Annotated in this window: 16 protein-coding genes and 1 other annotated feature; of the genes, 10 read left to right on the top strand and 6 right to left on the bottom strand. The window is 37.7% G+C overall.

From position 1 onward, the window contains the following. Window positions 1–184 precede the first annotated feature (184 nt). The 4 genes from V7112_RS18305 to V7112_RS18290 all read right to left on the bottom strand — a co-directional run bounded on the left by V7112_RS18305 (window position 185) and on the right by V7112_RS18290 (window position 4,701). Window positions 185–868 carry a response regulator gene (locus V7112_RS18305; RefSeq protein WP_335422506.1) on the bottom strand — a complete coding sequence of 228 codons (684 nt, stop codon included), beginning with the start codon at window positions 866–868 and terminating at the stop codon, window positions 185–187. Continuing rightward, window positions 868–2,475 carry a sensor histidine kinase gene (locus tag V7112_RS18300; protein WP_335422504.1) on the bottom strand — a complete coding sequence of 536 codons (1,608 nt, stop codon included), beginning with the start codon at window positions 2,473–2,475 and terminating at the stop codon, window positions 868–870. The genes V7112_RS18305 and V7112_RS18300 overlap by 1 nt, the downstream gene beginning before the upstream one ends. A gap of 174 nt (window positions 2,476–2,649) precedes the next feature. Beyond that, on the bottom strand, window positions 2,650–4,068 hold the full coding sequence (locus V7112_RS18295; protein ID WP_335422501.1) for a hypothetical protein: 1,419 nt from the start codon (window positions 4,066–4,068) through the stop codon (window positions 2,650–2,652). Between the two features lie 126 nt (window positions 4,069–4,194). Then, the gene (locus V7112_RS18290; protein ID WP_335422499.1) at window positions 4,195–4,701 is read right to left on the bottom strand and encodes an antibiotic biosynthesis monooxygenase family protein; all 507 of its coding nucleotides are present in this window, start codon (window positions 4,699–4,701) and stop codon (window positions 4,195–4,197) included. Between the two features lie 371 nt (window positions 4,702–5,072). Between V7112_RS18290 and V7112_RS18285 the strand changes: the two genes are divergently transcribed. The 4 genes from V7112_RS18285 (at window position 5,073) to hemY (ending at window position 11,160) form a co-directional block, all read left to right on the top strand. Further along, the gene (locus tag V7112_RS18285) at window positions 5,073–7,211 is read left to right on the top strand and encodes a transglycosylase domain-containing protein (protein WP_335422497.1); all 2,139 of its coding nucleotides are present in this window, start codon (window positions 5,073–5,075) and stop codon (window positions 7,209–7,211) included. A gap of 327 nt (window positions 7,212–7,538) precedes the next feature. After that, window positions 7,539–8,585, top strand: a complete 1,047-nt coding sequence (gene hemE, locus V7112_RS18280; protein ID WP_438823916.1) for a uroporphyrinogen decarboxylase — start codon at window positions 7,539–7,541, stop codon at window positions 8,583–8,585. 22 nt (window positions 8,586–8,607) lie between these two features. Beyond that, the gene (gene hemH, locus V7112_RS18275; RefSeq protein WP_335422495.1) at window positions 8,608–9,540 is read left to right on the top strand and encodes a ferrochelatase; all 933 of its coding nucleotides are present in this window, start codon (window positions 8,608–8,610) and stop codon (window positions 9,538–9,540) included. A gap of 189 nt (window positions 9,541–9,729) precedes the next feature. Beyond that, on the top strand, window positions 9,730–11,160 hold the full coding sequence (gene hemY, locus V7112_RS18270; RefSeq protein ID WP_335422493.1) for a protoporphyrinogen oxidase: 1,431 nt from the start codon (window positions 9,730–9,732) through the stop codon (window positions 11,158–11,160). Window positions 11,161–11,189: 29 nt separating this feature from the next. Here the strand turns inward: hemY and yhfH are convergent, their stop codons facing one another. Then, on the bottom strand, window positions 11,190–11,318 hold the full coding sequence (yhfH, locus tag V7112_RS18265) for a protein YhfH (RefSeq protein ID WP_335422491.1): 129 nt from the start codon (window positions 11,316–11,318) through the stop codon (window positions 11,190–11,192). Between the two features lie 175 nt (window positions 11,319–11,493). Here yhfH and V7112_RS18260 point away from each other — a divergent pair, with 175 nt between their 5' ends. From V7112_RS18260 to V7112_RS18240, 5 genes are all read left to right on the top strand, one after another. After that, window positions 11,494–12,225 (top strand): MBL fold metallo-hydrolase, encoded by a 732-nt coding sequence (locus tag V7112_RS18260; protein WP_335422489.1) that lies wholly within the window; start codon window positions 11,494–11,496, stop codon window positions 12,223–12,225. A 7-nt stretch (window positions 12,226–12,232) separates the two neighbouring features. After that, entirely contained in the window at window positions 12,233–13,222 is a 990-nt protein-coding gene (locus tag V7112_RS18255; RefSeq protein ID WP_335422487.1) for a lipoate--protein ligase, read from the top strand. 174 nt (window positions 13,223–13,396) lie between these two features. Continuing rightward, the gene (locus V7112_RS18250) at window positions 13,397–14,947 is read left to right on the top strand and encodes a fatty acid--CoA ligase family protein (protein WP_335422485.1); all 1,551 of its coding nucleotides are present in this window, start codon (window positions 13,397–13,399) and stop codon (window positions 14,945–14,947) included. A gap of 696 nt (window positions 14,948–15,643) precedes the next feature. After that, window positions 15,644–16,420, top strand: coding sequence for an enoyl-CoA hydratase (locus V7112_RS18245; RefSeq protein ID WP_335422484.1), 777 nt, complete (start codon window positions 15,644–15,646; stop codon window positions 16,418–16,420). Between the two features lie 228 nt (window positions 16,421–16,648). Next, window positions 16,649–16,954 carry an MGMT family protein gene (locus V7112_RS18240; protein WP_335422482.1) on the top strand — a complete coding sequence of 102 codons (306 nt, stop codon included), beginning with the start codon at window positions 16,649–16,651 and terminating at the stop codon, window positions 16,952–16,954. Window positions 16,955–16,980: 26 nt separating this feature from the next. On the opposite strand, the gene argS is transcribed toward V7112_RS18240, so the two are convergent. Continuing rightward, window positions 16,981–18,666 carry an arginine--tRNA ligase gene (gene argS, locus V7112_RS18235; RefSeq protein ID WP_335422479.1) on the bottom strand — a complete coding sequence of 562 codons (1,686 nt, stop codon included), beginning with the start codon at window positions 18,664–18,666 and terminating at the stop codon, window positions 16,981–16,983. A 43-nt stretch (window positions 18,667–18,709) separates the two neighbouring features. Next, window positions 18,710–18,917, bottom strand: a binding site (T-box leader). A gap of 161 nt (window positions 18,918–19,078) precedes the next feature. Here argS and V7112_RS18230 point away from each other — a divergent pair. Beyond that, window positions 19,079–20,341, top strand: a complete 1,263-nt coding sequence (locus V7112_RS18230; protein WP_335422478.1) for a M48 family metallopeptidase — start codon at window positions 19,079–19,081, stop codon at window positions 20,339–20,341. The last annotated feature ends 188 nt before the right edge of the window (window positions 20,342–20,529 follow it).

The following is a 20,529-nucleotide window of genomic DNA, read 5'->3' as shown; positions in this document are numbered from 1 at the left end:
CTTTTATGCACCCCTTAATGATATGAAAATGCTAAGTTTATTCTTATCATTATTTTAAAATTTAGACATAATTTTGTAACCGTTTTCAAAATAAGTAATATAAAAACCGATAAAATCTTTTTGTTCATTTTGTTTACAAAAAAGCATCTTGAATCCACTTCAAGATGCTTTCCCTATTTTACGATTATTTTAGTTTTGAATATTTTCGTTCTGGTCTACCCACAATTCCATATTCAAGTTCTGCCGTTACCTCACTGGTTGATGCTAGATATTCTAAGTAACGTCTAGCAGTTGTTCGGGATGCACCCATACGCTCACCCATTTCTTCAGCCGTAATGCCTGAATCCAATTGGTTAATAATTACCCTTACTTTTTCAAGGGAAAGGGGATCTATCCCTTTTGGATAATGTATTTTCTTTTCAACAGACTGCATTAGTTTGCCCCCAAAATAATGGTCTGCAAAAGACTGATCGACTTCATTCCTGCTCTGAAGTAATTCTTTCTTTTCAATATACTTTTTTATGGTTTCGGTAAACTTTTCAACTGTAACCGGTTTTATAAGGTAATGAAAAACACCGCTTCGAAGCGATTCCTCTAAATGCTTCTTTTCCGTTGCCGCAGTAATCATAATGATGTCTACTATAGGGTAAAGATTTCTTATGATTGGTAATAATTCCGTTCCCATTTTATCAGGCATATAAACATCCAATAATAGAAGATCGATATTTTCATGTTTTTTTAACATTTCAAGAGTTTCTTTTGCGTTCGATGATTTTCCTATTAAATTGACACCGTCCATTTTTTGAAGGAACTGTTCATGGATTGATGCAACTCGAAAATCATCCTCGGCTATAAGTACATTTATCATCAGTCTACCTCCTTATCAGTCTGATTTTTTTTTGGTAGAAACACCGAAAAAACCGCACCGCTATTTTTTCCTTTTGACACTTCAATTGAACCGTTTAACTTATCGACAACGGTCTTTACGTTCCATAGTCCGAAGCCCCTGTTTTTTTCCGCTTTTGAAGATACTCCTCTATCAAAGAGATGAGGGATTTTTTCGTTTGGAATGCCTTTCCCATTGTCACTTACCTCGAAAACAATATCGTTTCCGATATCAGTAACGAAAAATGTAACTTTCCCCTCATCTTGCATAACCTCGTCAATTGCGTTGTCAATTAGGTTACCAATAATGATGATGCAATCTGTAATTGAAATATGGTTCGGCAATGTTGATAAAAAGCTATTCTCATCAATTTCCAAACTGACCTTTTTTTCTGAGGCTTTTCCAATTTTGCCAAGTAAAATAGCTTGGAGTTTGGGGTCTTTTATTTGATTAAACAAAATATCATTTTGAAAGTTAAGTTGATTTGTTTCTTTTTGAATCATATCAATTGCTTGTTCATATTGTTCTAACTGCAGTAATCCGGATAAAACATATAATTTATTTGTAAATTCATGAGTTTGTGCCCTTAAATCCTCAGAGTAATTTTTAATCTCTGTTAATGTATCAACCATCTTTTTAATTTCAGTTTTATCCCTGAAACTCGAAACGACTCCTACCGTTTTGCCATTTTCAATGATTGGCATTCGATTCACGATTAGTACACGATTGTTTATAATCATTTCATCATCGGTATCAACCCTATTAGTATCCAATACCCCTAGCATTCTTGTATTTGGCACAAGCTCTGCAATGGGCTTGTTAATGCTGTTATTTGAAATTCCAAGCATTAGTTTTGCAGATTTATTAAGTAATGTAATGAGACCATTATGATCAATTGCAATAATTCCTTCTTTAACAGATTTTAAGATAGCATTTCTTTCTCTGTAAAGGGAAGCGATTTCATGAGGCTCAAGTCCCATTATGTCATTTCGAATACTTTTTGCTAATAGAACCCCCCCGAATACACCAACTATTAAAACAATAATCGCTATAATTAGGGTTTTTAGTAACTTCTGCGTAATACTTTGTTGAATCTCGCTCTTTAAAAAGCCAACACTTACAACGCCGATGATTTGTTGACCGTGATTGTCAGCGATAATTGGTGCCTTCCCCCATAATATGTTGCCGAGCTCATTATCTGTTTCAGTTGTGTAAAAACCACCAAAAACGATAGCCTTATTGTTTTCTGAATCAAAGGCAGAATGGTTATATTCATTAGTAGGATACGAAATATTCAGTCCATCCTTATATTCAATGAGGACATAATTAGCACCAGCCTGGTTACCAATTTGTTGTGTAATAGCTTGCATGGAACCTGATTGTATGTCTTCATGAGAAACATCTTTTATAATCGGTATTAGTGAAAGCGTGCGTGATGCCTGCAAAGCCAGCTTTTTCATTTCTTCATTCGTGTCTTTTGCTTCATAATAAATAAACATCCCTGTTAGGACTGAAATGACAAAAACGATTAATGTAAAGATTAAAGTAATGATTTTTGTTTGCAGGGTAATGTTAAAGAGCTTTAACATGTTATTCTCTCCGATGGTATTAATATAGGTAGAATTGTAGAATCTAACTATTATTATATCGAAAAATGTCAAAAATTCATAACATTTCATGTGTCGAAATGAATAAATATTAAACATTTTACTTTATGTCATGAAAAAAGAAGCCTCATTTGGGTAGAGGCTTCTATTTTCGAATCATATTAAAAACATCGCGACAATTGTTGTGACTACGAGCCCAATGGTGACAGGAAGTAAGTTCTTCCTTGCAAGTTCAAATGGGTCAACGCCGCATATTGCAGCAGCCGGGATAAGCGCCCATGGGACTAAAGTTCCACCACCGACCCAAATTCCAGCAATTTGCCCTAGTGCTGTTAATGTAGCGGCACCTGCTCCAATCGCAGATGAGAATAATGCAGCAAGAGATCCAGCTAACGAAATTCCCGAAAAACCTGATCCGTCTAAGCCAGTAATCGCACCTACAGTTGTTAACGTAATGGCTCCGATTGGTGCATTCAATGGTACAACAGAAGCAAGGCTAACCCCAAGGTCGTTCACAATACCCTGCGAATGTTCAGGTAAGAAGTCACCAATTATTTTTACAAAACCAGAGTCTCCCAGATAGAAAAAGGCAGCGATTGGGATGACCGGACCAAATACTTTAAAGCCAAATTGGAAGCCTTCAATTAAATAGGTTGTTGTCTTTTCTAACCCAGCATTTTTATGGGCTGCGAGTGAAATGAGAAGAAGAATAAAAATGGATGTGCCTCCGATAAGTGCTGTTGCATCTCCACCGGAAAGGTTTAATACCGACATAGCGGCTACATCTAAAACAAATAAAATTGGGATTAAGATTGCGAAGAAGCGTTTGGAAGATGGAGATAATAATGTTCTTAGTTGTTGTTCTTCTTGTTCGGATAGGTCTTTCGTTAAGGGATTCGAATAATTGGATTCCCCACTAATTGAAAGGGTGCCCTTTCGCATGTCCCGACGAAGGAAAATGTAGGCTGCGACTGTTGTGACAATCCCCATTACAAACACTAATGGAATACTTGCTTTTACAACCTCTAATACTTCAAGACCCGCAGCATCAGCTGTAAGCTTTGGAGCAGCCTGAATGATAAAATCACTTGATAATGCAATACCATGACCAAATAAGTTCATAGCCATGGCGACGCCTAATGCCGGAAGGCCAACTCTCATTGCAACTGGCAATAGCACTGCACCAATCAAGGCAACAGCAGGCGAAGGCCAGAAAAACCACGAAATGACCATCATTACAATTCCAATTGTCCAATAAGCAAGTGCCGGGGAACGTATCAGTTTTGCAAAAGGAGCAATCATGATATCATTGATACCCGTAACTGTTAATGCCTTACTCATCGATACGATTATTGATATGACGAGGATTGTTGAGAGTAATTCAGTAATTGCATAAATAAAACTATTAAAGACACCGCTTATAGAAGCGCTTATCGATCCTGTTGCTGTAATGGCCAGTAAAAAGATACCGATGATACATATAAGCGAGGTGTCTCTTCTCATCACCATAAAGCCGATGATTAAGAGGATAAACGAAACATATATCCAATGCAGGGCGGTTAATTCCACTAACATTGCAAAACCCCCATTCAATCATTCCGAATTCAAAGCAAAGGGAAACTAAACGTTTACCTATGTTTGTATTACAGAATATGTGAATAGGGATAACGTGTGAGGAGTCTAGAAAAAAATTCTAATTTGTTAATCATCCTTAAGTGCATAGTATGTTTTTGTATAGACAGGCCCTGAAAAGAAGGTTTGAGTTAATCCTGCTTTTGTTTTATTAATCACTTGTTCAATCTGTTCAAATGCAGGAGAACGGGTCCAATCTAAGTAAAAAGATTCTTTCAACCAAAAACTTACGATTACAAAGGTATCGTTTTTTAGTGGTCGAAGTGTGCGAAAGGCGACAAATCCTGGTGTGTTAAGAAACAGTGAATTCATTTGTGTGACGTTGTATTCGAAGACCGGCTTCCCTTCATCGGTTACAGGAACATAGGTGAATGCTGCAAAACCTGCACCATTCAAGTTCCCAGACCCAGTGAGAACTTCATATTTCCGCGGTGCTGCAAAAACGGATTTCTTAGTCGTTTCATGAAGTAAAATAGCTGTTTCGTTATTATAAAACGCCGCCATGTTTTCTTTTTTATGCTTTTCATGAAGCTTAGCTAAAAAATCCACAGTTCCATACGCAATGTAAAAATTCATCGAAACCCCTCCTATATTTATACGTAATACATAGTAGGAAACTTTTACAGTTATACTAAAAGATAACATAACCAATTAAAAGAATCTGATAACATTGCTAATTTATTATATCTAGCTCCAGCGCCTAGCCCCTCTCTGGTCTAGCCAGTCCATCAAGAAGGATAAACTGCATCCTTCTCGCCGGCTTATCTTATGCTTGTCGGACTTGCACAGGACACGAAGGGCTTCGACAGCATATACATCGCACGAAGAAAATGCAAAGCATGTTCGAGGAAGTGCTGACGTCTACGTTTGCCACAGGACGTGGCAGTACTTAGTAGACGATCAACGTCAAGGCGCTTGCACTTTAAATATTCCAAGGAGGTCACTATATGAAAAAGAAATTATTACTCTCATTTTTTGTTATTGTTGGTTCATTTGTCCTTGGATTGTGTGGGTATTTGCTTATCATATATGCAGGTGACTATGTCATTGATGACAAAAAGCTGGTCATGAATTCTGCAACAAAACTAGTCGATGAAGACGGAAATTTTATTACGAAACTGTATTATGAGAATCGTGACATTGTACCAATTAAGGATATTCCGGAATATGTACAACAGGCATTTATTGCTGTTGAGGACACTCGTTTTTATAAGCATCATGGCATCGACGTTCAGGCGATTGGCAGAGCAATCTATAAAGATATTGTTGCTGGTGGAAAAGTAGAAGGTGGTAGTACAATTACACAACAGCTTGCTAAGAATGTGTTCCTTACAAATGAAAAAACGTTTCTTCGAAAAACAAAGGAGTTAATCATTGCCATTAATTTAGAAGAGGAATATAGCAAGCAAGAACTTCTTGAAATGTATTTGAATCAAATTTATTTTGGACATGGTGCGTATGGTATTCAGTCTGCATCAAAGTTTTATTTTAATAAAAATGTAAGTGATTTAACAGTTGAAGAAGGCGCGCTACTTGCTGCAATCCCAAAAGCACCATCTACATATTCACCGATATTAAATCCTGAAAAAAGTAAACAGAGACGGGATTTGGTGATTAATTTGATGGAGAAAAGAGGATTTTTACAGCCTGAGGAAGCTGTAAGGGTCCAAGGAAAAACGCTTTCTTTAGATATTCATGAGATAGAAAGGGACCCGGCTTTATTAACTTATGTCGATATGGTGTTTGAAGAGGCGAGGTTACGCTACAAATTATCAAATGAAGAATTACTTAGAGGTGGTTATACAATCACAGTTCCACTTCATTTAGAAATTCAAAAAACAGCATACGAGCTTTTTAAAGATCAAAAGAATTTTCCCGGTGTCGATAATAATGTCGAGGGCGCCTTTGTGTTACTTGATAATGATACAGGTGGTGTCCTAGCAAGTATCGGAGGCAGGAACTATGTTAGTCGAGGCATTAATCGAGTTGTGATTAAACGTCAGCCAGGCTCGACAATTAAACCACTCGCAGTGTATGGACCTGCATTAGAGGAAGATGAATTTGACCCTTATTCGATGCTCGTTGATAAAAAGCTATCCTATGGTGAATATGAACCAAGTAATATTTCAGGAACTTATAAAGGGAAAATTTCGATGTATGATGCATTAATCGAATCTGCAAATGCACCTGCTGTATGGACGCTTGACAGGCTCGGAATTGATACGGCTAAAGAATATTTAACAAAAACAGGCATTTCTATTCCAGATCAAGGCTTATCAATTGCTTTAGGTGGACTAAAAGAGGGAATTTCTCCAATTGCAATGGCAAAAGCATATCGAGCCTTTGCACGTGAAGGAAAAGTCATCGAACCACATGTTATTAGTAAAATAGAAAACCGGGAAGGAAAAGTCATTGGAGAGGCATCCACTCATGAGAGCGAGGCATTTTCAAAACAAACGGCATGGTACATGACAAGAATGCTTGAAGGTGTTGTTGATAATGGAACGGCAAGAGTAGGAAGTTATTCAGGAGCACTTGCAGGTAAAACGGGGACAACCAATTTACCAGGCGTGGAAAACGGAATTAAGGATGCATGGTTTGTAGGATTTACACCTTCTGTAGTGGGAGCTTTATGGATGGGCTATGACTCGACAGATGCAACCCATTATTTAAAAGGGGGGAGCTCATCTCCAACAAAATTGTTCAAGCACATTCTCGATCAATCAGAATTGAAAAAAGCCACAGCTTTTTCAGCACCAAAGAATGTGGAAGAGCTTGAGCCACCAATAAGATTAATCGAAATCGCCGATGTGAAAGCAAATTTAACGTTTAAGCCGCTAGGGCTATTTACGGTTTCACTAAATTGGACACCTTCAGAGGATGAACGGGTTGAATATCGAATTTATGAAGAGAATTCGAGGTCTGTTAAATATGTGGGTTCTGTAAGAGGAAGTGGTGGCTTTGAAATTGAAAATGTAAATATTTTTTCGATGCCTTCCTATTTTATTGTTCCCTATAATTCGCAAACAAAGGAAGAAGGTACTAACTCAAAATCTGTTAAGCCAACCTTATTCTCAAATAAATAATAATGATAGTAGGGTGGTGAATTATTTCACCACCCTTGTAGTGTCTAGCTCGAGGCGCCATCGGCTCGAGGTCATAAGCCAATCGCTTAGGAAGGTAAAAGGCACCTTCTGTCAGCGCTCGTCTTATGCTTGTCGCCAATGAGCGGGCGCCTTGCGCTTTTATAAATGTTCGTCAAATTTTTGACATTTACCCCGGTTTTGTATACAAGGATAGTAGAAACAATTATAGTGATAGAGTGAGGATAAATGAAACTACTATTTAATTAATGGAAATAACTTATGTATAGTAACTATTGTGTGAAGATGTTGAAAGGAAGGTAAATACATATGCAAAAAAGTTTTAATGATACATTATTGAGGGCGGCAAGAGGTGAGAAGACAGAGCATGTACCTGTATGGTATATGCGTCAAGCGGGACGATCTCAACCTGAGTATCGTAAAATAAAAGAAAAATACGGTCTATTTGAAATTACCCATCAACCAGAACTATGTGCGTATGTCACAAGACTTCCAGTTGAACAATATGATGTGGATGCTGCAATCCTATATAAGGATATTATGTCACCACTTCCTGCACTAGGAGTGGACGTTGAAATCAAAGCGGGTGTTGGTCCAGTTATCAGCAACCCTATTCGCTCCGTAAAAGACGTTGAGAAGCTTGGAGAAATTCATCCAGAAGAGGATGTTCCTTACGTACTTGAAACGATTAAGCTTTTAACAACAGAGCAGTTATCAGTACCATTAATTGGGTTTGCAGGTGCACCATTTACTCTAGCAAGTTATATGATTGAAGGCGGACCTTCAAAAAACTATAATAAAACGAAGGCTTTTATGTACACGGAGCCAGATGCTTGGTTCGCATTAATGGATAAATTAGCTGAAATGACGATTACATATGTGAAGTCTCAAATAGCTGCAGGTGTAAAGGCTGTTCAGATTTTTGACTCTTGGGTAGGTGCATTAAATGTTGCAGACTACCGCCATTTTATTAAACCAGTTATGCATCGTATTTTCACGGAACTTCGTGAGGAAAACGTGCCACTAATCATGTTCGGAGTAGGAGCAAGCCATTTAGCATTAGAATGGAATGACTTACCACTTGATGTTGTGGGACTAGATTGGCGTCTTCCAATTATGAATGCGAGAGAACTAGGCGTCACTAAAGCAGTTCAAGGAAACCTTGATCCAGCCCTTTTATTAGCTCCTTGGGAAGTAATCGAAGAAAGAGCAAAAGAAATCTTAGACCAAGGTATGCAGAAGCCAGGATATATTTTCAACCTTGGGCATGGTGTATTCCCTGATGTGAAACCAGAAACTCTAAAGCGTCTAACTACATTCATTCACGAATATTCAAAACAAAATTTATCTAATTAATCTAGCTTTTGAGGTGTTTTAAATGACAAAGAAGAAAATGGGATTACTTGTAATGGCATACGGTACTCCATATAAAGAAGAGGATATTGAACGGTATTATACCCATATTCGTCATGGTCGCAAGCCATCACCAGAAATGCTCGAAGACCTTCGCAGTCGTTATGAAGCGATTGGTGGAATATCACCACTTGCAAAAATAACAACTGACCAAGGGAAAAAACTTGAGGAGCATTTAAATCAAATTCAAAATGAAATTGAGTTTAAAATGTACCAAGGGTTAAAGCATATTGAGCCTTTCATCGAGGATGCAGTTGCGCAAATGAATGAAGATGGAATAGAGGAAGCAGTGAGTCTTGTACTGGCACCTCATTTTTCAACCTTTAGTGTAAAAGCCTACAATGGTCGTGCTAAAGAAGAAGCGGAAAAACTTGGTGGACCAACGATTACATCCGTGGAAAGCTGGTATAAAGAGCCTAAATTTATTGAATACTGGGCAAATCAGGTTAAGCAAGTATATGCTTCTATGCCTGAGGAAGAACGTGAAAATGCAGTATTAATTGTTTCAGCTCATAGCCTACCTGAAAAAATCATTGCAGCAGGAGACCCATATCCAAACCAATTACAAGAAACGGCTGATTTGATTGCAGAAGCTGCAGGTGTAAAAAATGTTGAAATTGGGTGGCAAAGTGCAGGAAACACACCTGAACCATGGTTAGGTCCTGATGTTCAAGATTTAACAAGAGACCTCTATAATGAAAAAGGCTATAAGGCATTTGTTTACATTCCCGTCGGTTTCGTTGCAGATCACCTAGAGGTTCTATATGACAATGACTACGAATGTAAAGTTGTAACAGATGAACTAGGTGTCAGCTATTACCGTCCGGAAATGCCAAATGCTAAACCCGAATTTATCGATTGTTTGGCAACCGTTGTGTTAAAAGAACTACACAAATAATATAGAGAGACGTTTATATAAAGTTCAAAAGGAGGATGAAGAGGACCGAGAATTTCAAGGCGGCGCAGCTTTGAGGACCGGAGCGTATGCAGTTAATACGTGAGGACAGGAGAAGCCAGCCAACGCAGAAATTCGATGCGTCATATTCACCGCACTTTTTGAACATCCGATTGAAAGAGGCGATGTTAAGTGAGTAATCAAAAGGTAGTCGTAATAGGTGGTGGGATTACTGGTTTAACAGTAGCTTATTATCTCCAGAAAGAGGCCAGGGAGAAGGGCTTAGATATTAAATGTGTGCTGTTGGAAGCAAGCCATCGATTAGGTGGAAAAGTCCAAACGGTTGAACGCGATGGTTTTGTTATTGAAAGAGGTCCAGATTCCTTTTTAGCAAGGAAAAAAAGTGCCTCACGACTTGTTAATGAGGTTGGTCTAGGGGATAAATTGGTCAACAATACTGCTGGAAAATCATATGTACTTGCGGGTGGAAAGCTCCACCCAATGCCTGGCGGATCAATTATGGGGATTCCTACCCAAATTGGACCTTTTATCACTACAGGGTTGTTTACTCCGTTTGGTAAACTGAGGGCTGCAATGGATTTTGTGTTGCCTCGTACACCCGGTGAGGGTGATCAGTCACTTGGTCAATTTTTTAGAAGAAGACTAGGTGATGAGGTTGTTGAAAATCTTATAGAACCACTACTTTCAGGGATTTATGCAGGGGATATTGACCGATTAAGCTTAATGTCGACTTTCCCACAGTTTTACCAAGTTGAACAAAAATACCGGAGCCTAATTTTAGGGATGAAACAAACAACACCACCAAAACCAAAGTCAAATGGGGCAACAAAATCTGCACCAAAAGGACAATTTTTAACAGTTAACACTGGATTGCAATCATTTATTGATGCAATCGAAGCAAAGCTAGAACCTGGTACAGTATTTAAAGGAATTAAGGTTGATGGTATTGAAAAAGATAATCATCACTATCTCTTAAAGCTAAATAACGGGGAAGAAGTTACGGCTGATAGTGTAGTTGTTGCGACTCCACATCATGTGACGCAATCCATTTTTAATCAATATTCATTTTTCGATACCTTTAAGGAAATGCCATCAACATCAGTTGCGACTGTGGCAATGGCTTTCCCTGAAGAAGCGATTAAAAAGGATATTGATGGAACTGGCTTTGTTGTATCGCGAAATAATGATTATATCATTACTGCTGTTACTTGGACCCATAAAAAGTGGCCGCATACTACACCAGAAGGAAAAGTACTTCTTCGTTGTTATGTTGGAAAAGCAGGAGACGAGGCCATCGTTGATCAATCAGATGAGGAAATTATCAAAGTGGTACTCGATGATTTGAACAAAACCATGAACATTACAGACCAACCTGAATTTTCAATTGTAACAAGATGGAAAGATGCGATGCCACAGTACACGGTTGGTCACAAGGACCGAGTTGAAAATGTGAAGAAAAATGTTGCAGAACATTTACCAGGCGTCTTTTTAGCTGGCAGCTCATATGAGGGTCTCGGAATACCAGATTGTATTGACCAAGGCGAAGAAGCCGTTAAAAAGGTTCTCGAATATTTAAATGTGAATAGACCTGTTTTAGTATAAATAAAAAGGAAGGCCTCGGCCTTCCTTTTCTATTTGATATCATTACAGTGGTCACATTTGTTCCCGTAGCACTCATGCTGCTCCTCGATATCATGGCCACACTCAACACATTTTTTAGCTGGTAGGTTTTTGAAAAATTCTGTACTTTTTACTAACATTTTAACCCCTCCGTTTCTTTATTGTTTATAGTGTACTATAACAGATAAAAATATGTCAATAACTGTTTTGTAACAAAACCATAAAAAAGTGAAATTTTTTTTCGTATCGATTATAGTTATAAGGAGAAGGGTAAACCATGTAAGAGTTGTGATTTCTGGAGAAGGATGTGATCCTGTGAAAGTAACAGTAGTTGGATTCTGGGGTGGCTTTCCAGCGGCAAATGAAGCCACAACAGGTTATTTATTTGAACATGAAGAATTTCGACTCCTTGTCGATTGCGGAAGTGGTGTACTAGCACAGCTTCAAAACTATATAACAATTGATGAGCTAGATGCGATTATTTTATCTCATTATCATCATGACCATGTAGCAGATATTGGTCCAATGCAGTATGCAAGACTAGTGACAAGTGCGATACATAATCAACAAAAGGAACTACCAATTTATGGACATACAGCTGACCAAGAAGGTTTTTCAAGATTGGAGCATAAAGGCCAAACAAAGGCGATTGCTTACAATCCGAATGAAACGATTGAAATTGGTCCGTTTTCAATTTCATTTATGAAAACAAAGCATCCGGTTGTATGTTATGCGATGAGAATTACAGCTGGTGGACAAACTGTTGTGTTTTCAGCAGATTCTAGCTACATAGAAGAGTTTATTCCATTCACAAAAGATGCAGACCTGTTTATTTGCGAATGTAACCTATATGCAAACCAGGATGGTTCCAACATGGGGCATATGAATAGCACAGAGGTTGGAACGATTGCAGCTACATCTGAAGTGAAAGAACTGTGGATTACACATCTACCTCATTACGGAAATCATGAAGACCTTGTTAAACAAGCTTCAGAACAATTTAATGGCCTTATTAAATTAGCAAAATCAGGACTAACTTGGGAGTGAATATACAATGTTATTTATCGATAATAAAGGAATTAATGATCCTCAAATAAACCTAGCTATTGAAGAGTACGCACTAAAAAATCTGGACATCAATGAAACGTATTTATTGTTTTATATTAATGGACCGTCCATTATCATCGGGAAAAACCAAAACACAATTGAAGAAATTAATACTCAATATGTAGAAGATAATGGGATTAAAGTTGTGCGTCGCTTATCAGGTGGTGGAGCTGTTTATCATGATTTAGGAAATTTGAATTTTAGTTTTATTACAAAGGACGATGGGGAGAGCTTCCACAACTATAAAAAATTTACTGAACCTGTAATCGAAGCATTGAAAAAGCTTGGTGTGAATGCACAGCTAAGTGGGCGAAATGATATCGAGGTTGAAGGTAGGAAAATTTCAGGAAATGCTCAATTTTCAACAAGAGGTAGGATGTTCAGCCACGGTACTCTTATGTTCGATTCGGAAATTGATCACGTCGTTTCAGCACTTAAAGTAAAGAAGGATAAAATTGAATCAAAAGGAATCAAGTCCGTAAGAAGCAGGGTAGCGAACATCAGTGAATTCCTAACTGAAAAAATCACAATTGAAGAATTTAGGGAAATGCTGCTACGCTACATTTTTAACACTGAAGGCCAAGTTCCTGAATATAAATTAACGGAAAAAGATTGGGAAAAAATCCACGAAATTTCAAAGGAGCGCTATCAAAATTGGGATTGGAACTATGGAAAATCCCCGAAATTCAATTACCAGCATACACATCGTTTTCCGGTCGGTTCTATTGATGTACGCCTTGAAGTTCAAAAGGGAACGATTGAAAACTGTAAGATTTACGGTGATTTCTTTGGTGTCGGAGATGTAGAGGAAATCGAAACACGATTAAATGGAACAAAGTATGAAAAAGCTGAGTTAGAGAAAGCTTTAGAAGGTATTGATATTCAGCATTATTTTGGTAAAATTACGAAAGAAGATTTTATTAATTTAATTTATTAACACTAAAGTTGCTGGCGGGCATGAAGATATAAACTCTTGCCCGTCTTTTTTATGAAAATGTCTATTTCCGTCTTGATAGAAAAACTTTCTTTCAATATAATATATTTAGAATATTATTTTTTACCATTTAATGAATGAGTATTCATTCATTGAGTGGCTATGGGAGGGAGTAATTTGAATCTATCAACACGACTAAGGGAAACAGCAAAGAGGTACTTCGACAAACCAGCATATATTTTTCAAGAGAATGTTAGTACATATGCTGAATTAGATGGTGCAGTTACAAAGTTTGCAAGCGGTTTAGAAAAGCTCGGAATCCAAAAGGGTGATCACATTGCTCTAGTACTGGGGAATACCCCACATTTTGTGATTGGATTTTATGGTGCACTCCGGGTAGGGGCAACGGTTATTCCGATTAATCCAATTTATACCCCGGATGAAATTGGATATATTGTGAATAACGGAGATGTGAAGGCTGTCATTACGTTAGATTTGCTTGTTCCACTTTTTGAAAAGATGAATGAACACCTTCCAAAAGTTGAGCATCTTATTGTATGCGAAACCCCAGAGGGAGCAAATGGTGGAGTAGATGTCTCGAAACTTTCTATCTACCCTAAAATGAAATCGTTTGCAAAATTGGTTGGTTCCGGTGAGCTCTCTTTTGTTGGGCCGACACTTGAAGATGAGGATATTGCAGTAATTTTGTATACTTCTGGTACAACTGGAAAACCAAAAGGCGCAATGTTGACCCACATGAACCTGTACAGCAATGCAAGGGATGTTGCGGATTACTTGAAAATATCCGAACAGGATCGAGTGATCACTACGTTACCGATGTTTCATGTTTTCTGTTTAACGGTAGCTTTAAATGCTCCGTTAATGAGTGGTGGAACATTGCTGATTGTGCCTAAGTTCAGCCCAAAGGAAATATTCAAAATTGCAAAGGATCATGAAGCAACCGTGTTTGCTGGAGTACCAACCATGTACAATTTCCTTCTTCAGTATCCGGACGGAAATCCTGAAGACCTAAACTCATTACGCTTATGCATTTCAGGTGGTGCAGCAATGCCTGTAGCCCTGTTACAAGGATTTGAACAGAAGTTTGATGTACTTGTATCTGAAGGGTACGGTCTTTCTGAAGCATCACCGGTAACATGCTTTAATCCGTTAGATCGTCCACGTAAGCCGGGTTCAATTGGAACGAACATTGTGAACGTTGAAAACAATGTTGTTGACGAAAATGGTGATGAAGTTCCGGTTGGACAAGTTGGGGAACTGATTGTCCGTGGTCCAAACGTGATGAAGGGCTATTATAAAATGCCTGAAGAAAGCGATGCAACAATACGCAATGGTTGGCTTTATACCGGCGATTTGGCAAAGATGGACGAAGAAGGCTATTTTTATATCGTTGACCGCAAGAAGGATATGGTTATTGTTGGTGGTTACAATGTGTATCCAAGAGAGGTAGAAGAAGTCTTATACACTCATCCTGAAGTTGTCGAAGCTGCTGTTGTCGGTGTCCCAGATCCAAATCAAGGTGAGGCGGTTCACTGTTATGTGGTAAAGAAAGACGTAGGTTTAACAGAAGAAGATCTAATTGCTTTTTGTCGTGAGCATTTAGCTAAATACAAGCTTCCTAGTAAAATAGAATTCATTGAAGAACTTCCTAAAAATACAACCGGAAAAATCTTGCGTCGCGCTTTAAGGGATTTAGTGACAAAGTAGTTTTGAATTACAAAATTGCAATTTGCAGATAAATAATAGATTAGCTTTCGAGTTAACCAATATTTACAATAATTAGCATAATAAATGCTCAGGGCATAAAAAGCTCTGAGCATTTATTATGCAATGGCTTATTGAACGTCACGTTAATCACTAATATATTGCCAGTATGGCTAGAAAAATACATATTCCTGCTGAAGTAAATAAGATGACAGAAGTTACAAGATTTCGCCTAAATTTAATAGCAAATGCACAAAAAAAGATTGCTGCAGCTAATTTGGAGTAGCTTTGAAAATAAGCATTATGAGAAAAAAATGAACTACTAAAAATAATTGATATAAGTAACGATGCTGAAATGAGTATTTTAAACCACAAAGGCTCTTTTAGGTATTGCTTAATCATAAATTTTATCCATTGCATACCAAGTATAGCTCCTCTCAAGACATCTTTCATTTCTATTTAAACATATGAAGTATTCTTGAAAAGTAATACTTCCCTTATGAAGTGGTTGTAAAATATGTATTAACAAAAGTGATGTGTGAAAATCGGTGCAAGAATTAGCAAAATGCCATTTATTATTCAAAATCAACCAAAAACTTTAACATAGCCTTAATTTTATAACAAATTTGTTAAAGGAATTTTTCGAAAAAAAGCGAAATAGGATGTAAGCGATATTAAAATTTTTGAAGAGGTGGATCCATGACTACAGTTTTATACCGAGTTGAAAACCATATAGCAACTGTTTCACTAAATCGCCCAGAGGCACTAAACTGTTTTAATTATGAGATGCTCAAAGAGCTTGATGAGGTCATCGAACACATCCGTACTAATGCGGAAGTTCGGGTCGTTATCATTACTGGCTCAGGTGAAAAAGCATTTAGTGTAGGTGCTGATTTAAAGGAACGAAAAACATTAAATGAAGAACAGGTTAGAAGAAATGTTTATAAAATAGGTGAAGTTTTTGCAAATATTGGAGATCTTCCACAGCCAACGATTGCCGCGATAAATGGCTATGCTTTTGGCGGTGGTATGGAGCTTGCACTGGCCTGTGATTTCCGAATTTCAGTCAAGGAGACATCTATGGGACTAACGGAAACAAGCCTAGCGATTATTCCAGGAGCGGGGGGAACCCAACGACTTCCACGTCTAATTGGTGAAACAAAGGCAATGGAACTTATTTTAACTGCAAAACGGATAAGTGCAGCCGAAGCGAAGGAATATGGAATTGTTTCAAATGTTGTAGCTCATGAAGAATTAATGGAAGCTTCTATGAAGCTAGCAAATGATATGCTGAAAAATGGACCACTGGCCTTACAACAAGCAAAATTTGCGATTAAGCAAGGGTTGAACACAGACTTACATACAGGCTTTAAAATTGAACGTAAAGCATATGAAGTGATCATTCCAACCGAGGACAGAGTCGAGGCACTGGATGCATTTAATGAAAAACGGAAACCGAATTTTAAAGGAAAATAGATTTAGTGGGGCGTCTTTCGGAAGAGGCGCTTTTTCTATGTGTTGATTTCGCTAAAATCGATAGAATGAAAATAAAACGGATAGAACCGAAATAAAACCGATAGACCCAAATTCCAAAAAGTTTCAGCCAAGATAGTTGAAAAAGTCTTCCAAATTTAAGACAATAATAATAAAAATAAAGCTCTATGCTGCACTTAGCATTTGCTATTCATGTAAGGAACAATCAATATGAAACCATTTACCGAAAATGTTATTCAAATTATAAAGCAAATACCACCAGGAAAGGTGATGACTTATGGGCAGATTGCAAAACTTGCAGGAAGCCCTCGAGGTGCAAGACAGGTTGTACGAGTTCTTCATTCAATGAGTAAAAAGTACGACCTCCCTTGGTTTAGGGTGATTAACTCTAAGGGGCAAATCGCAATCCGTGATGATGAGACAAATGCTGCCCAGGTTATCTTCCTTGAGGATGAAGGGATAGAGGTTGTTAACCGTTCAATTGATCTTAAAAAATATCAGTATCTGCCTGAGTAAAAGCCTAGGACTGAATCCTAGGCTTTCTACATTTCCTCTGGAGCTTTTATACCAAGCAATCGGAGTCCTTCTTTTAGAACAAAGGTAACTGAACGGACCAAAGCGATTCGGTCGTTCATTTCCTTGTCTTCATCGAGAACCTTTACATGACTATAGTATTTGTTGAATTCTTGTGCGAGCTCAATTAAATATTTTGCAATAACAGATGGCTCATACAGCTGCATACTTCTTTGAATGATGGCTGGGAATTCCATGAGAAGCTTCACAACTGACCAGCTATCAGTATCGGAAAGTCCTATTGTTGGTGTATCCGAATCTGCTGCTTTTCGTAAAATAGAGCAAGCTCTCGCATGAGTATATTGAACATATGGACCAGTAGTCCCTTCAAATTTTAGCATTTCCTCCAGTGAGAATTCGATATTGTTGAGTCTTTCATTTTTTAAATCATGAAATATGATTGCTCCAACACCGACCATTTTCGCAATTTCTTCTTTGTTTTCTAGGCTTGGATTTTTGCTTTCAATATTTTGCTTTGCATGCCCGATTGCTTCTTCGATCACCTCTTCTAAAAGAACAATTTTACCTTTCCGAGTCGACATTTTCTTTCCATCTTTTAAGATGAAACCGAATGGAACATGGACCATATCTTTAGCCCACTCAAACCCCATTTTTTCAAGGACAAGGAAGATTTGTTTAAAATGAAGGCTTTGTTCATGACCAACTACATAGATTGCCTTCTTAAAATGGTAGTTTACTTGACGGTAAATGGCTGCTGTCACATCACGTGTTGCATAAAGAGTGGCTCCGTCGGATTTCTTAATCAAGCAAGGAGGGAGGTTTTCTTCAGATAAATCAACTACATCAGCACCCTCTGATGTAGATAACAGATTTTGATCATTCAGCATGTCGATCGTTTTATCCATTTTGTCATTGTAAAATGCTTCACCATTTATTGAGTCGAAATCAACATCAAGTAAGGAATAAATCCGTGAGAATTCCGTTAACGATTCCTCTCTAAACCAGCGCCAAAGAGATAATGCTTCTTCGTCCCCATCCTCGAGTTTTTTGAACCACAATCTTGCTTCATCTTCAAGCTTAGGCTTTGTCTCAGCTTCCGAGTGAAAGCGTACATAAAGCTGGAGTAGTTCGGTAATTGGGTTTGCCTTAACCGCCTTCTCATTTCCCCAAAGCTTATATGCCACTATGAGTTTTCCAAATTGAGTGCCCCAGTCACCAAGATGGTTAATCCGGATTGGCTGATAGCCGCATTTCTCCACAATATTAGCAATGGAATTACCTATAACGGTTGAGCGTAAATGTCCCATTGAAAACGGCTTTGCGATATTGGGTGAAGAAAAATCAATGGTGATGGCTTCATCGATACCAAAGCTGTGATTTCCGTAATTAGTGCCTTCAGTAAGAATGGTTTGAAGGATTTGTTTGCTCACTTCTTGTTTGTTTAGAAAACAGTTTACATATGGGCCTTCTGCAATAACCTTTTCAAAAAGTGGTCCCTGTATCGAAGCTGCGATTTCCTGTGCGATCACCGCTGGGGCTTTTCTATATTGCTTCGCGAGTGTAAAGCATGGGAAAGCGAGATCACCTTGTTCCTGGAATTTTGGTTTTTCAATCAGCTTTAAAACTTCATCGATTGTTAAAACATTCTGAAGCTGTTTCGATATTTCATCCGCATACACCTGTTTGACATTCATTTTCAAAACCTCCTATCTAAATAAAAAAAATCCCGTCTCTAAAAAAAGAGACGAGATTTACCCGCGGTACCACTCCACTTGTTCATGATGAACCAATCTTAATAAGTAACGGGTTCCCCCGGCACACCCTACGTTATTTTCAGGTGAGCTTCTCAGAAGTGCGGTTCATCACGATTTCACCATTGGGCTTTCACCATCCCCAACTCGCTATTGGATTACATCATGACTACTCTCTTCATCATAGAATTTCAAATATATTTCATACATGATACCTAATTCCTTTAAAGAAATCAATGAGTTTTTTCAAGGCTTAACTTGTCTAAAATAGACTATATGAAAAGTATTGTTCTAACTTGCATCACTTTACACTAAAATACTAGTAAGAGAGGTTGTACATAAAGGGGGACAGCTAGTGAAAAAGGTAATCGGTTGGTCACTTGGAATTTATCTTGTTTTTGGATTATTTATAGCATGGTATTTATTTTTTGGAGCAAATACGGACATCCCTGCCCAGTTAAAAGGAAGTCCGGCGGATCCACAGACATTTATGAATGAACGCGAACTTTTATTAAGTGAAGAGTATTCACAAATTAGGAACCTTTTGTTTTTCCTGTCAATACCATTTGAATGGCTGATTTATATACTGGTCCTTGTAATCGGTATATCGGCAAAGTTTCGGGATTGGTCAAAAATATCAGCGAAATTTTCGATTTTACAAACGGCGATTTATCTGTTTTGGCTTTCCTTGCTGGTTGAAGTATTATCATTTCCGCTTTCTTGGATAAGCTACAATTTTTCAAAAACGTACAATATAACCGTTCAATCGACTCAGAGCTGGATGAAGGATCTGTTAATTGATTTTTGGGTGAATTATGCGTTAATGATTATTATCGTCGGGGTCTTGTTCTGGTTGATTCGAAGAAATGAAAAAAGATGGTGGTTTCATGCATGGCTTCTGTCCATTCCATTTTCCATGTTTCTCATGTTCGTACAGCCAGTTATAATCGATCCACTCTATAACGATTTTTTCCCATTAACAAATAAAGAGCTGGAAACGAAAATTCTTGATCTGGCTGATCGTGCAGATATCCCGGCTGACCATGTATTTGAAGTGAATATGTCTGAGAAGACAAATTCATTAAATGCTTATGTAACAGGAATTGGTTCCAATTCCCGGATTGTGCTTTGGGATACGACCCTTCAACGTCTAAATGAAAATGAAATTTTATTCATTATGGCCCATGAGATGGGGCATTACGTGATGAAGCATATTTATATTGGAATTGCAGGGTATTTGCTGTTAACTTTAGTGGGATTATTTATTATTAGTAAACTTATGGCCTTTATGATTCGAAAATGGGGCCATATGTTCAAAATTTCTAGTGTCAAAGATATTGCAGTTCTTCCAGTATTTTTGTTGTTAATCTCTTTATTAAGTTTCGTGTCTGATCCTGTTTCAAACGCTGTTTCAAGACATCAGGAGAAGTCAGCAGATTTATATGCACTTGAGATGACTGAGGATAACAAGGCGGCAGTATCGTCATTCCAAGAATTATCAAGAGCAGGTCTAAGCCAAGTAAACCCACCATTCTTAGTAAAGATATTTAGATATGGTCATCCAACAATGCTTGAAAGAATTACGTATATGAATGAATTTAAAAAAAGTGAAAAATAAACACTGGGAGCCTTGTTTACGGAATAATTTCTGTTAGCAAGGTTTTCTTTAATTTCAAGTTGTTATAGTACAGAGTGACTATTTTTAAAATTGTTATATAAAATTTACAGAAAAATGTTCCATTTCTGGAAAGTCTGTTATATAATACTTTTAGTATTAATTAACTGTATTATAACAAAGGTAAGGAA

Source organism: Bacillus sp. JJ1566, from assembly GCF_036962685.1.
Lineage (GTDB): Bacteria > Bacillota > Bacilli > Bacillales > Bacillaceae_L > Ferdinandcohnia.
The sequence above is the reverse complement of the archived record's forward strand: the minus strand, read 5'-3'. Positions and strand labels throughout refer to the sequence as shown.

Bases quoted from the DNA above. Each gene is read 5' to 3' on its own strand.
- V7112_RS18305 (WP_335422506.1), bottom strand. From the start codon at position 868: ATGATAAATGTACTTATAGCCGAGGATGATTTTCGAGTTGCATCAATC.
- V7112_RS18300 (WP_335422504.1), bottom strand. From the start codon at position 2,475: ATGTTAAAGCTCTTTAACATTACCCTGCAAACAAAAATCATTACTTTA.
- V7112_RS18295 (WP_335422501.1), bottom strand. From the start codon at position 4,068: ATGTTAGTGGAATTAACCGCCCTGCATTGGATATATGTTTCGTTTATC.
- V7112_RS18290 (WP_335422499.1), bottom strand. From the start codon at position 4,701: ATGAATTTTTACATTGCGTATGGAACTGTGGATTTTTTAGCTAAGCTT.
- V7112_RS18285 (WP_335422497.1), top strand. From the start codon at position 5,073: ATGAAAAAGAAATTATTACTCTCATTTTTTGTTATTGTTGGTTCATTT.
- hemE (WP_438823916.1), top strand. From the start codon at position 7,539: ATGCAAAAAAGTTTTAATGATACATTATTGAGGGCGGCAAGAGGTGAG.
- hemH (WP_335422495.1), top strand. From the start codon at position 8,608: ATGACAAAGAAGAAAATGGGATTACTTGTAATGGCATACGGTACTCCA.
- yhfH (WP_335422491.1), bottom strand. From the start codon at position 11,318: ATGTTAGTAAAAAGTACAGAATTTTTCAAAAACCTACCAGCTAAAAAA.
- V7112_RS18255 (WP_335422487.1), top strand. From the start codon at position 12,233: ATGTTATTTATCGATAATAAAGGAATTAATGATCCTCAAATAAACCTA.
- V7112_RS18245 (WP_335422484.1), top strand. From the start codon at position 15,644: ATGACTACAGTTTTATACCGAGTTGAAAACCATATAGCAACTGTTTCA.
- V7112_RS18240 (WP_335422482.1), top strand. From the start codon at position 16,649: ATGAAACCATTTACCGAAAATGTTATTCAAATTATAAAGCAAATACCA.
- argS (WP_335422479.1), bottom strand. From the start codon at position 18,666: ATGAATGTCAAACAGGTGTATGCGGATGAAATATCGAAACAGCTTCAG.